The following is a 12,187-nucleotide window of genomic DNA, read 5'->3' as shown; positions in this document are numbered from 1 at the left end:
CCACGCCGCGCACGGCCATCACGCCGTGCCTGGAGTCACAGGAAAAAGCGGACGGAGGTCGCCGCGTTGGCGAGCAGTGCCGCAGAACGCCGGCTCAGCAAGTACGCCTATGGCGAAGCACCCTCCAACCCGCTGCCGAAGAAGCTGGTGATGTCAAAGTAAACCACCCGCCGGTCACCGGATGGCAGCTCAACCTCAATCTGGTCATAGACACGTGGCCCTTGGCCCTGCAGCAGGCGCTGCCGCGTCACCTCGGCGCCGGGAAGGTGCCTCCTGAGCCAGGCGTGTTCAGCGCGGATGCCCTCCAGTGTTTCCGTGGCCTGGATGATCACTGCCGTGGCCAGCGATTCCCCTGGACCTGGCGGGTCAGGGAGCTCGAATGGAAACGGCACCCGCATGGTCATCCGCACTGGCTCGCCCTGCAGCGTGGCCGGGCGGAACCACCACCGCTCCACGGCCGTGAGCACCGCATCGCCGAATTCCGGATTCGTCGCTGATTCCACACGCAACCTTGTGGGGCGGCCTTCTTCGTCCACAGTGAAAACCACTGCCGCGAGCCCCGTCAGCCCCTCTGCCAGCGCTTGTGGTGGATAGATCGGCGCGTAGCCGTCCAGCAACTCCGGCAGCGTGTCACAGGCCGCGTCGGCGCAATGATGCTCCAGCCCCTGTGCAGCAATCCCCCGGTTGTACGCCTCCACGTCGATCCGCGAAGCAGACGGGGCGGTCACGCCGGAATCGCCCCGCACCAAACTGATGCCCGAAATCGCATACGCCAGCAGAAAAGCCCACATCCAAGTTCGCATCACAACTCCGGTCCGCGCGGTCCCTTCATGAAGGGCGTCGATCAATCTCGCTGAAACGACTGATGACGCGTGGCCGCGTAAGTATCCTGAATCTCCCCTAACGCTTGAGTTAACCCGACCTGCATGTTGTTGGTGGAACGGAGCGGGTTCGGGTTGAACGAACTGTTAGGCGCGTGCCTAGACGCTTTGAAGAATAGCGGAACGGCGCTCTTCATACTCGGAGTCCGTGATGAGGCCCTTTGACTTGAGGTTGGCAAGCTCTTGTAGGCGCGACTCCACTGTCAGAGACGAGGCGGTAGCAATTGCTGGGGGCGTGCTTGGCGCTGTGGCCGCATGGGGCCGACGGGTAACGCGAACAATGAGCCAGATGATGAGGCCAATGATTGCTGCAAGAATGCCGAGAACAAACAGCACGATGATCCAGTGCCACAAGCTAAATCCCCCCATGAACTTCCCTCAGTTGCGATAGAAATGAGTGCGCGCCTAACACCTAAGTTAAGCCGAGACGCGTAGTGGAGCGAACCACATGGCAAGCTTTTTCTGCCATGTGGTTTGCGTAGCGAAGCGGCTTCGGCTTGAACGCATTGTTAGGCCTCACGTGCATTGAGCACCGAGGCCATTTGAACGGCATCTGGCCGCTGTAGGAACAGATACAGAAGTCTGCAAGCTCCGAACTCACGATGAAGCTCGGCCTGGCGAACTGGATGGTTGCCAAGGCGATAACGGCGCGTGGAACCTGACTTGGCGGGAAGCTCATAGACACCGAAGCTGCGTGGCACGGTCAGGTTGCCGTCGTGCCGTACGTTGGCTGGCGGGACTGCACGGCTGATGAGATTGCGCTCTGTTGAAGTTGCCATGATCTCGCTCTGTGAGGCCTAACACCTAAGTTAAGCCGAGACGCGTAGTGGAGCCAACCACATGGCAAGATTTACCTGCCATGTGGTTGGTGGAACGAAGCGGCTTCGGCTTGAACGCATTGTTAGAGCGCGGCCGCACGGGCCTGCCGGCGCTCATGAATCGTGTGATGGCACTTGTTGCAAAGCGCTACCAGCTCAAACAAGAATTCATCCCCCATGTTCTCGTACGTTAGGTGGTGCACCTCTACGGCAGGCTGTTCTCTGCAGCCCTCGCAGAGATTGTCTGCTCGCTCCAAGACTAGCCGGCGCTTCTTTGACCAGCCAGATGATGCCAAGTAGTTGTTGTACCTTACTTGCCACTCGTCGTTCGAGGTAGCTCCTGGCGCGGCAAGCGCGTTTGTCCGGTTGCGATAGTCGAGATCTACTTGATCATAGGCTAGCGACTTCTTCCGCCCCCAGTCTTCCATCAAATCGTCATCAAAAGGCGGCGGGATGACGCTCCCGTTCTGGTAGATAGCGTCAGCGCGTTTTATTGGGTTGGTTGTCGGCTTTCCGCAGCGTAGGCATTGCCGCACATACTGAAACCCTCCGTTCGCAACGCGACGCTCCCGGAAAGCGGTCTCCTCGTGACCACAGTCAAACGCGGCTTGACACTCGCGCAATGCATTGGATCTAAGCGACCACGGAGACTGAAAATCTGTCATAAGCGCACTAACACCTGAATTAAGCCGACCCGCGAAGCGGGTTCGGCTTGAATGAATTGTTAGGCCTACCACTTGCGAGCAAAGCTTTTCCTGACCGTTGTACCAATGTATGAGTTGAGCCCATGACCTTGAGCAGCGAGGGCTTTCATGTGGTCGATCATGGCCTTACCAGGCCTCGAGTAATCGTAAAGATAGTTACGGTACGCGCCATCTCGAAACACCACATGAATCGAATCGTCTGTGGTTGCGTATGAGACGACGTTCGAGTTTCCATTTAGGTTGCGGTAGGGAGTCATGCAATTCTCTCCTTGGTAGGCCTAACACCTAAGTTAAGCCGAGCTGCGTAGTGGAGCCAACCACATGGCAAGCTGTACCTGCCATGTGGTTGGCGGAACGAAGTAGCTTCGGCTTGAACGCATTGTTAGGCCGGTCACTTCGCTTGTCTCGGCTGGAACTGCTCCACAGTGATGGAGTGGAGCACCTCGCCGGTAGTCTCGGAGGCCATAAACCTTCCAACTACCAAGACAGGTAGCTCTTCGGGACTCGCCCCCATGTTGCGATGCGCATAGCTGACCAAGCGTGAGTAATTAGACTCTCCTTCTCTGGGCTCTTTGATGTCAACGTTAGGACGCCGCTTGCCGCAAGGAAGAAGCGCAACCCCATGGATGATGACGTTGATGCAAGCCCCTACCGCGATACGCTGCCCGTCGTACTTGGCGGGGTTTGAGATAACGGCGTCTAGCCCAAGAACTTGGTCTGTGGGTACTGTCGCGCAACTAGCTAGGCATGCGGCGGCAATAGCGGAGATGAACTTGGCTGCCAATTGAACTCTCCAGACCGGCCTAACACCTAAGTTAAGCCGACTTGCGTAGCGGAGCCAAACACATGGCAAGCTTTTTCTGCCATGTGTTTGGTGGAGCGAAGCAAGTTCGGCTTGAACGAATTGTTAGGCCTCACGCCCGGGTTTGTTGCGCCCGTTGGTGCGGCCGCCTGTTGAAAGCTTAAATGCAACTGCGGCTGCGATAAGAGCCAACAAGGTAGCCGAGCACATGACAGCAGGAAGCACCCAGACCGGCGCCCCAGGGAACTGCGCGACAATACCTGGCCCAAGAAGAATTCCTATAACCGCCCCCAAGAGTGCGACCGAGAAAGCGGCGAGCGCGCTTCGTGGGGTGATTTTTGGGCTGTTCTGCACGGATCTCTCCTGTGAGGCCTAACACCTAAGTTAAGCCGAGACGCGTAGTGGAGCGAAGTACATGGCAAGCTCTTCCTGCCATGTACTTTGCGGAACGAAGCGGCTTCGGCTTGAACGCATTGTTAGGCCTCATAGCGGCCATGGGCTTGGAACATGCAACTCATCGGCAAGGTAGGCACGAACCCCGCCGTCTGTTGCCTTTCCAAGGCTACGAAACAGTCCCGGTAGTCTTGAAGCGTACTGATTGTGAATAGTTGGGCGCGGATTAACGCCATGGGCGATCTGGTGACGAAAAGTGATCGCCTCAGTCAAGCGAGCGATAGCTTGCCCGGGCGAGGTGTTCTGCCACTGCCACACCAAAGTTATGTCTTCCAGTCCGATCGTGTCCGCAATGAGCCGCTTAACATTGTCCGCGTTTGGAGTGTTGAAGCGACCGATTTGCGACCTGGCGCTGGCATTTATCGATTGCCACGTGGTGTTGGCAGGATTGGTCGGACGGAACGTCGAAACTGACTCTTTGACCAGTTCTTCTACGTACGCTTCCCAAGCGGACAAACACATAACAACCGCCGCGCGGTTCAACGCGCCGAGGCCGTGTTGCCTGCCTCGATTCCCGGTGCGTAAACGACGATGAGCAGCCTCGATATCGACGGCGTCGTTGAGCAGTGGCTGGAGAAAATTGTCGTAAGCGAGAGATGTCATATGTGAGGCCTAACGCCTAAGTTAAGCCGAGCCGCGAAGCGGCTTCGGCTTGAACGCATTGTTAGGCGGCTGCGCCCGCGAGGTGGCCCGCCGCCAATACCCTGAGAGACCATATGCGTACAACTATGACGCGAGCAAGCTCCGTGACTGCCAGAAGAGCGAACGCCACGCCTGGATGAAGCGCGACTCCGAAAGTGGGCAGCACCACAAACACCGGGAAAACCGTGGGCAGAGCGAAAATTACCCGGAGCGGGAAGAGCGCATAGTTGAGCCATGCGAGTGACGGGCGCCGGAGAAGCAAGCCAAGTCCGCAGGCAAGGATGGCGACATAGACGCCAAAGATCGCTGCAGCTTGGAGTGCGGGATATGGAAGCCCGAATGTGATGAGGCTTTGCCAGTAGCCTGGGATCCCCGAGCCGCCGAGCACGCCAATTGCGGCCCAAGCGACGTACGTCAGGTCAAGTGCACCGAGAACTCCGATAAGCCGCGGAAGTGATGTCATAGGAATCCGGCTTTTGCTGCCGCCTAACACCTAAGTTAAGCCGACCCGCGCAGTGGAGCGGAACACATGGCAAGCTCTTTCTGCCATGTGTGTCGCGTAACGAAGCGGGTTCGGCTTGAACGCATTGTTAGGCGCCACTAGCCGAGAAACACGCTGACTATGGCGCCCAACGCCAAGAGCACGATAACAGCCCCGAGAGCGCCGATGACAAAAGGAAAGGCTACTGCGCCCACACCAAGGACAGCTGCTCCTATGCAGGGCCTCCTGGGCTCTCTCCGGACGAACCCGAAGATGGCCAAGACAATTGCAAGTCCGCCCAGCAGCGATGTGGCCGCAATCACCAACTGTTCGCGATCCCACGAACCGTCGCCTTGAGGCTCCTCCGCCCGGCCGGTGAATCGGTTGACCGTGGCGTCGCGAATGGCCACGACCTTGTCCGCAATCATGTCCTCGAGCGGCGGCGAGGGTGCAGCCGCCACAATCCAGAAATGTACGATCGCGACAAGAAGTGCCAGAGCGCCTAGGCCCAAGCCGAGCGTGCTGAGTTTGAGGGACCGGTGATTTGTCATGTGACGCCTAACACCTAAGTTAAGCCGACGTGTGTAGCGGAGCCAATCACATGGCAGGCTCTTTCTGCCATGTGATTGGTGTAGCGAAGCGCGTTCGGCTTGAACGCGTTGTTAGGCTTACCCCTCTTTGACCGCAGTAACATTGCCGGACCTGTCCATATGTATATGGTAGATAACGGCGTTATTACCGTCGTCACAGAAAGCGTAATAAACCGGAGCGTTGACAGACGATTTGAACGGGGCTTCGTAGTATCGGACAGCTCGACCGCACCAAAGTCCCCGGCTCTCGATGATCGCCTTTACTCTTCCTTGTGTCTGCACATCTATATCTGGCGTCGTGGCGTTGCTTATATTCGTCGCCCTGCGGGGAAACTCCTCTTTTTTACTGGGAGAGCAGGCCCAGAAAAATGCAGCGATAAGGGATATGACAATAGCAATTGGCCAAAACCAGCTATGCGCGACGTCGACGTGCGCTTGAGGCTGAGCAGGCGCGACTGGAGTCGGTTTAACGGGAGCTCCGCAATGTGGGCAGGCGTTCGCTGTATCCGAGACCGTGCCGTGACATTCTGCGCATTGGATGAGCGCCATCTATTCCCTCCTTTGAGCCTAACACCTAAGTTAAGCCGAGCCGCGAAGCGGCTTCGGCTTGAACGCATTGTTAGGCGCCTGCCCGGTGAGCCGCGCCTCCCGAAGCAGTTTGCCTGAAACCCAGAGGTTCTTGGCCGGAACCACCAGACCTGACTCGAAGGGAGTGAACAGCACGGTCATGATGAGCATCGGTACCAATCCTATGGTCTTGGCACGGGGATCGATAGATCGGCAGGTCCGGTGAACGGCGGTTGCGTACGCGATCACCGGTGGCACTGTGACTAGCGCCAGCACGATTGCGGCAGCGATTGTGGTCTTGGATGCCTGAGTGACAGCGGTAACGATCATCGCAGTGAACCAAGCGACGTGAATCACGTAGCTTTGTAGCAGACGCCTCCGTTGCTTTTTTAGCTTCGTGACGACGCAAGGTTCCATGGGCGCCTAACACCTAAGTTAAGCCGAATTGCAGCGCGTAGCCGGCAACATGGCAAGCTCTTTCTGCCATGTTGTTGGCGTAGCGGTGCAATTTCGGCTTGAACGCATTGTTAGGCATCAGCCGGTCCGCTGGCGCTATGCCGAAGACCGATGCCCACTGACGTGCCAGCAACGAGAGCGACAACGAGCACAGTCCACTCCAGTGCGACAGAAGCCCACGGCGTGCTACCGAGCCAAGCGGTAAGTACCGCCGAGAGTCCGACCGCGACGAGAACTTGCAGCAATAGACCGCCCCAAGCGTGGGCGAATGGCTTCGCGGGATAGCGCACTGCAAAGAAGGCGAAGATTGCCGAGCAAACGACGAATGAGGTGGCATGGCCAGCGAAAAGCCAAGAAGCGCCAGAGTCAGGAGACTGAAGAGCACCTTCTACGAAGCCGAGTACGACCTGGGCAACGAACAGAAGAGTTGCGAGCAGGACTATTTTGTTCCAGTTCACGACGCCCTCCATCTGATGCCTAACACCTAAGTTAAGCCGAGCCGCGAAGCGGCTTCGGCTTGAACGCATTGTTAGGCGCCACCCGCCGCAATCGTCAGCGTGAGACTCACGTCACCGCCAGCCACGACAATCGGCTTGTCAGCCCGAGTGGTGACTGCGGTCGAGACCGAACCTCTCGAGGTCTCTGCTTTAACAGTGACATCCAGTAAGTCTTCCTCTCTTGGAGTGACCGTGACCGTAAGGGTGTAGCCGCCCTCGCCGTGCACAGCGACTGACGCCGGAGCCCCAGGCCTTACGACCACGCTTGGCTCTCCCACCAGCTCGCCGCCATGCTCGATAAGCGCGGTCACTTGGTAGCTGTTTGTAGCAAAGCTTGGTGCGGCGAAGAGCGCAGCCGCTGCGATGACAACGGAAGTGAACGCAGTCTTGAAATTCACGGGGAACTCTCCTTGGTGCCTAACGCCTGAGTTAAGCCGACCTGCGTAGCGTAGCCGACAACATGGCAAGCTTAACCTGCCATGTTGTTGGTGTAGCGAAGTAGGTTCGGCTTGAACGAATTGTTAGGGCCCACCCACGGACCCTGTGGCTACAAGTATCTGGTGGTAACGATGATTGTCTATGCCCGTGGCCTGTTCCGCCGCTATGGGGTGGCCACCGGCCGGCACTGCAACACTGGGGCGGCTAGTGCTGCTTTGGAACTGCACGCTCACAGCTAGGCCAAGAGTAGGCGGGTAGCCAGGCATAGAGTTGGCGATAGTGCCTGGCGCCGGCGGCTCAGCAACCCCGTCCTTGTCGTAGATCTCGACGTAGCGGTAGAAGTCTGGCTCCGTCACCTCCACCCAAACGCCCCAAGCGTAGTAGTCGGGTTGCTCTTTGAACGGAAGCTTGAGAAGGCAGCGGATGAAAAAACGGTTGCCTAGCTGGCACAGGTCGCTGTTGAACTTGGCCGCGTTAGATCGCTCGTCCTCCGGAATAGCCCATACGTCGTCGGGAAGTTGCCAGCCATGATCCGTGGGCAAGCCTTCGTGAGTTTCGCCGCAAGTGGAGCAGTTGAACGATGAAGTCACGTGTGGGCCCTAACACCTAAGTTAAGCCGAGACGCGTAGTTCCGCAAAGCACATGGCAAGCTGTATCTGCCATGTGCTTTGCGGAACGAAGCGGCTTCGGCTTGAACGCATTGTTAGGCCGCACCGCCAGAAAGCCTGCCCCAAGACTGCCGAAGGCCCACAAGATGGATGAGGCCGATCAGTAGGCAGATGGAAGAACTCACAACCCAGAACGTCATGCTGTTCCCGGGGAAGTGCGCCATGACCGGCACGAATGCGACGCCCCGAACGATGTAGATGGTCGTGATTGCGGAGAGGATGGTACGTCGCAACGGCAGCTGGCGAACTACACCGGCACCGGAGAGAGCGTAAGCACTCCACCCAGCAAGAACGGCGGCAATGACCAGGGTAACGACGATGGGATACCAGTGGCCGGCCAAGTGCAGTTGTGCCATTTGCTCTCCGGCGCCCAAGAGCCGAAACAGCGGAGCGCCCACGGCCAGGCACGCCAGATGCATCAGCGCTGCGATCCCGCTAAGGGCGGCGCCGACTACCAGAAACTTGTTGGTTGGACTGGCCATGTAGCTCCCCAGCGGCCTAACGCCTGAATTAAGCCGCGCCGCGAAGCGGTGTCGGCTTGAATGAATTGTTAGGCCTCATCCTGTGACCTTGCGGTACAGCACTGATCCGGACTCTGGAGCTACCAGAAGTAGAACCTTGTCCGTAGTGAAGAAGTCCACGGTGTGCGGGGAATCGGGAGCGGGCGAAATGTTTGTGGTGATGTGATCAAAGGGCTCGCCCATGTCACGCCCCCAAGCGACATTATGGATCTCGATGCTCTGTCCGTCAGCCAGGGTAGCTACGGTAAGCGAGCCACAACGCGCCTGGAGTGCTTCTGAAACCGGATCAACGTGTTCGATTGTCATGAGGCCTAACGCCAGAATTAAGCCGCGCCGCGAAGCGGTGTCGGCTTGAATGAATTGTTAGACACTGCCCTCGCGCTCCACGACTAGAATTCTGGCCTCGCCGATAGGGTGTGCCACATGCTCCGTTCCTATCGACGCATAGAACACATCACCGCTCTCCAGGATTGTGCTTTGCTCGGCACCCGTGTCGTCGCGGAACCGCATCTCCACGCGCCCGGCAAGAACGGCAAAAACTTCCTCACCGTCATTGATATGCCATTTGTATGGCTGGTCCGTCCAATGGAGACGAGTGGTGACACCGCCCATATTGGCAATATCAACTGCGCCCCAAGCGCGATCTGCTTTGAACGTGCTGCCGCGAAATACTTTCATGCAGTGTCTAACGCTTGAGTTAAGCCGCGCCGCGAAGCGGCGTCGGCTTGAATGAATTGTTAGGCCGCTACGCCATAAACGGTGCCGGCCAAGAGTAGAACTTGTACTGTGAGGATCCCCACGATGAACTGCCACACGGGTCGCCGCGGATACATCCGGTGCACGAAGAAATAGAGTGCCTTGGAATAGAGGAACGTGTAAATGAAGAACGCACCAAAGAGAACGACAAGCGTCGCGCCCGGAAACCACGAGGCAGCGAGTAGGCCCACAAAGACGGCCCAGAGATAGAAGGGCACGCCCAAGAGCAACATCACGTTGGTGCCGAGCCGAGGCATTTGCGTGTAGATGAGCACCGAACCCTCCGAGCGGCCTAACGCCTGAATTAAGCCGAACCGCGAAGCGGTTTCGGCTTGAATGAATTGTTAGACCTGCCAGCCGAGGAGCTGGATGAGTCGTCCACTTGAAACTCTACCGGAACCTGATGGCGACACGCATGCTCTCTGGGTGGGTAGCGCCATTCGGCCACAGCGGAAAGAATGGCTTCGTTGTACCCGACGGGGTGCTTGTTGTGGTGCCCGCTCGGACGCCACTCTGCAGAGACAACGGCGGGGGAATGCACCTTACCCGCGGGGGTAATGACGAACGAAACGTGGGCCTTGCCAATGAACTCGTTGTGCAGTCGGGGCGGCAGCTTTGGAGGCACTGTGGATGTAGGAGTAAGGCCAGGAGTGCAAGCTTGGAGAGACTTTGCTGCAGAGCATGCGCTCATAATGCTGCAAAGAATCAGGATCACCAGACTGTACATTGCTCTCATGGCAGGTCTAACACCTAAGTTAAGCCGAATTGCAGCGCGTAGCCAGACACATGGCAAGCTCTTTGTGCCATGTGGCTGGCGTAGCGATGCAATTTCGGCTTGAACGCATTGTTAGGCCGCCGCCACCAGACATCGCGAACACTTGCCTGGAAGCACCGCAGCCCAACCCCTGAGACGGAACATTACAACAACTTGCTGCAATCTGGCCGCAAACTTGGGTCTGATTGAGTAGAAGCACCGGGCCCTGCCGAAGCAGACTGATGCTGCCGCACCAACCTGCCAGATACCAATAGGTTCTTGGCTGGGACCACCAGACCGGACTCGAATGGGGTGAACAGCACCGTCATGATGATCATTGGGATGAGGCCAATTGTCTTGGCGGTTGGATCAATGGCGCGGCACGTTCGGTGCACCGCAGCCGCGTAGGCAATGACCGGAGGGACCGTTACCAGCGCCAGAAGAATTGAAGCCGCAATTACGGTCTTGGACGAATGGGCAATGGCTGTGACGATCATGGCGGCGAACCAGACGACATGGACAATGTAGCTTTGGAACAAGCGCCGTCTCTGCCTGATGAGCTTGGGGATCAGAGAGGAGTCCATTGCGGCCTAACGCCTGAATTAAGCCGCGCCGCGAAGCGGTGTCGGCTTGAATGAATTGTTAGGCGCAAACCGACGCACCAGAAGGCCGGCCAACAAGACTGCCGCAGGAACAATGAGCAGTTCCATGACCCAGCCGAAAGCGAAGGCGGGCAATAGCTGCCCTAGTATCGGATCACCAACAAGGTGGGCATTGCTGTATGCGAAATACGGAAGCACCGCAAGTACCACATAGAGCCAGATTCTTGAAGGGCGAAGCCTGAGCAAGATGATGGCTAGCGGGACGGAAAGAAGAACGGAGGTGAGAAAGTCCACTGGATAAAGGACCCAGCGGTAAGCCTCACCCATCCCTGCGTCCGTGATCAGGAAGGACGGCAAAGGGTTCTGCGCTGCCCACAATCCCCAGAACCGGAGCAGGAGATAGAAATGCACTACTCCAAGCAACAGGGCGATCATGATCGATACGAGCTTTGTCACTTAGCTGCGACCTGCAGAACGGACACAGCTTTGCGGCCGGAAGAATGAGTTCCGCACAGTGCGGGCATGCGACGCGCTTAGGATTATCAGTAGATCCTATGGACGATTGGTCAACTCCATCCTTCACCTGTTTCGGCCCACGACCGGCGACTTTATCGAACCCGCGCAAAAACCAGATCGCCAGGGCAATGACAACAACGGCAACTATAAAACCTTCCACAGCACTCCTCCGGGGAGATGGTTTGGATAGCGGCCTAACGCCTAAGTTAAGCCGAGACGCGTAGTGGAGCAAAGCACATGGCAAGCTGTATCTGCCAGGTGCTTTGCGGAACGAAGCGGCTTCGGCTTGAACGCATTGTTAGGCCCCAGCCCCAACTGTGTGGATGTACAGCTTTTGAGATTGTGGCCGAATGTCCAAGAAGTACTGCACGTTGCAGCCCTTGCAGGCTGCAGGATGCTCCTCATCACTCCCGCGCTGATTATCGAGAGCGATGGCTAGCACAGGGTGACCGCAAGTCCAGCAGCAGAACGCCAAATTATTGCCATGAGAATCAGCAGCAATTTCTGACCCGTTTGTGTCTAGCACCAGAAAGTTAGAGATCTTCATGATGTGTGCCGGTTGGACCTTGGAGGTACGACAGATTGGGGCCTAACGCTTGAATTAAGCCGCGCCGCGAAGCGGCGTCGGCTTGAATGAATTGTTAGGCGCAACTGTAGCCGAAGCCGAGGTCGGTACAACCCTGCGCGCTGACCGAAGCCCGTAACGAGCTTGCCGCAGAACCCGGTCCTCCGTGACAGAGATCTTTCCGGAGCTCGGCCGACCGGTCGCGCGGCCCCGAAGTCGTATACGCAGCCCGCACGAAGCCGGCTGCCGATATCGCAATCTCGGCTCGGGGTTGCGTGTGGCCGAAGCCGAGGCGCCAGATGCCGCCGCTCACCGCGCGTGCGCCGTGAACAACGAAGACCAGGAGCCAGGACGACGCGAGCTGAAGCACGAAACCTGAGCTACAGCTACTGCGGAGCTGTGAGCGCCTAACACCTAAGTTAAGCCGAACCGCGTAGTGGAGCGAACCACATGGCAAGCTGTACCTGCCATGTGGT

Annotated in this window: 14 protein-coding genes; all 14 read right to left on the bottom strand. The window is 57.6% G+C overall.

Annotated features, from left to right (window positions below; all coding sequences use genetic code 11):
- Positions 1–107: 107 nt before the first annotated feature.
- The 14 genes from ACW7G2_RS11615 to ACW7G2_RS11550 all read right to left on the bottom strand — a co-directional run bounded on the left by ACW7G2_RS11615 (position 108) and on the right by ACW7G2_RS11550 (position 11,065).
- Complete coding sequence (locus tag ACW7G2_RS11615; protein WP_456975925.1) at positions 108–848, bottom strand: energy transducer TonB; 741 nt, start codon at positions 846–848, stop codon at positions 108–110.
- Between the two features lie 132 nt (positions 849–980).
- A complete protein-coding gene (locus tag ACW7G2_RS11610; protein ID WP_456975923.1) occupies positions 981–1,250 on the bottom strand; it encodes an SHOCT domain-containing protein in 270 nt (89 codons plus the stop codon).
- A gap of 140 nt (positions 1,251–1,390) precedes the next feature.
- On the bottom strand, positions 1,391–1,660 hold the full coding sequence (locus tag ACW7G2_RS11605; RefSeq protein WP_456975921.1) for a hypothetical protein: 270 nt from the start codon (positions 1,658–1,660) through the stop codon (positions 1,391–1,393).
- Between the two features lie 2,028 nt (positions 1,661–3,688).
- Complete coding sequence (locus tag ACW7G2_RS11600) at positions 3,689–4,261, bottom strand: HEPN domain-containing protein (protein ID WP_456975919.1); 573 nt, start codon at positions 4,259–4,261, stop codon at positions 3,689–3,691.
- 639 nt (positions 4,262–4,900) lie between these two features.
- Positions 4,901–5,332 carry a hypothetical protein gene (locus tag ACW7G2_RS11595; RefSeq protein ID WP_456975917.1) on the bottom strand — a complete coding sequence of 144 codons (432 nt, stop codon included), beginning with the start codon at positions 5,330–5,332 and terminating at the stop codon, positions 4,901–4,903.
- A gap of 618 nt (positions 5,333–5,950) precedes the next feature.
- Positions 5,951–6,109: a hypothetical protein gene (locus ACW7G2_RS11590; RefSeq protein ID WP_456975915.1), complete on the bottom strand. Its 159-nt coding sequence runs from the start codon at positions 6,107–6,109 to the stop codon at positions 5,951–5,953.
- Positions 6,110–6,923: 814 nt separating this feature from the next.
- Positions 6,924–7,289, bottom strand: a complete 366-nt coding sequence (locus ACW7G2_RS11585; RefSeq protein WP_456975913.1) for a hypothetical protein — start codon at positions 7,287–7,289, stop codon at positions 6,924–6,926.
- 123 nt (positions 7,290–7,412) lie between these two features.
- Positions 7,413–7,919 carry a DUF2199 domain-containing protein gene (locus ACW7G2_RS11580; protein ID WP_456975911.1) on the bottom strand — a complete coding sequence of 169 codons (507 nt, stop codon included), beginning with the start codon at positions 7,917–7,919 and terminating at the stop codon, positions 7,413–7,415.
- Positions 7,920–8,032: 113 nt separating this feature from the next.
- Positions 8,033–8,479, bottom strand: coding sequence for a hypothetical protein (locus tag ACW7G2_RS11575; protein WP_456975910.1), 447 nt, complete (start codon positions 8,477–8,479; stop codon positions 8,033–8,035).
- 75 nt (positions 8,480–8,554) lie between these two features.
- Positions 8,555–8,824: a hypothetical protein gene (locus ACW7G2_RS11570; RefSeq protein WP_456975908.1), complete on the bottom strand. Its 270-nt coding sequence runs from the start codon at positions 8,822–8,824 to the stop codon at positions 8,555–8,557.
- Between the two features lie 57 nt (positions 8,825–8,881).
- Positions 8,882–9,196, bottom strand: a complete 315-nt coding sequence (locus ACW7G2_RS11565; protein WP_456975906.1) for a cupin domain-containing protein — start codon at positions 9,194–9,196, stop codon at positions 8,882–8,884.
- 59 nt (positions 9,197–9,255) lie between these two features.
- Positions 9,256–9,549, bottom strand: a complete 294-nt coding sequence (locus ACW7G2_RS11560; RefSeq protein ID WP_456975904.1) for a hypothetical protein — start codon at positions 9,547–9,549, stop codon at positions 9,256–9,258.
- Between the two features lie 643 nt (positions 9,550–10,192).
- Positions 10,193–10,612, bottom strand: a complete 420-nt coding sequence (locus ACW7G2_RS11555; RefSeq protein ID WP_456975902.1) for a hypothetical protein — start codon at positions 10,610–10,612, stop codon at positions 10,193–10,195.
- An 18-nt stretch (positions 10,613–10,630) separates the two neighbouring features.
- A complete protein-coding gene (locus ACW7G2_RS11550; RefSeq protein ID WP_456975900.1) occupies positions 10,631–11,065 on the bottom strand; it encodes a hypothetical protein in 435 nt (144 codons plus the stop codon).
- Positions 11,066–12,187: the final 1,122 nt, after the last annotated feature.

It is taken from the genome of Luteimonas sp. A277, from assembly GCF_054052045.1.
This window is presented reverse-complemented; position numbering and strand designations above follow the sequence as displayed.

Bases quoted from the DNA above. Each gene is read 5' to 3' on its own strand.
- ACW7G2_RS11575 (WP_456975910.1), bottom strand. From the start codon at position 8,479: ATGGCCAGTCCAACCAACAAGTTTCTGGTAGTCGGCGCCGCCCTTAGC.
- ACW7G2_RS11600 (WP_456975919.1), bottom strand. From the start codon at position 4,261: ATGACATCTCTCGCTTACGACAATTTTCTCCAGCCACTGCTCAACGAC.
- ACW7G2_RS11550 (WP_456975900.1), bottom strand. From the start codon at position 11,065: ATGATCGCCCTGTTGCTTGGAGTAGTGCATTTCTATCTCCTGCTCCGG.
- ACW7G2_RS11610 (WP_456975923.1), bottom strand. From the start codon at position 1,250: ATGGGGGGATTTAGCTTGTGGCACTGGATCATCGTGCTGTTTGTTCTC.
- ACW7G2_RS11565 (WP_456975906.1), bottom strand. From the start codon at position 9,196: ATGAAAGTATTTCGCGGCAGCACGTTCAAAGCAGATCGCGCTTGGGGC.
- ACW7G2_RS11555 (WP_456975902.1), bottom strand. From the start codon at position 10,612: ATGGACTCCTCTCTGATCCCCAAGCTCATCAGGCAGAGACGGCGCTTG.
- ACW7G2_RS11595 (WP_456975917.1), bottom strand. From the start codon at position 5,332: ATGACAAATCACCGGTCCCTCAAACTCAGCACGCTCGGCTTGGGCCTA.
- ACW7G2_RS11590 (WP_456975915.1), bottom strand. From the start codon at position 6,109: ATGCTCATCATGACCGTGCTGTTCACTCCCTTCGAGTCAGGTCTGGTG.
- ACW7G2_RS11570 (WP_456975908.1), bottom strand. From the start codon at position 8,824: ATGACAATCGAACACGTTGATCCGGTTTCAGAAGCACTCCAGGCGCGT.
- ACW7G2_RS11605 (WP_456975921.1), bottom strand. From the start codon at position 1,660: ATGGCAACTTCAACAGAGCGCAATCTCATCAGCCGTGCAGTCCCGCCA.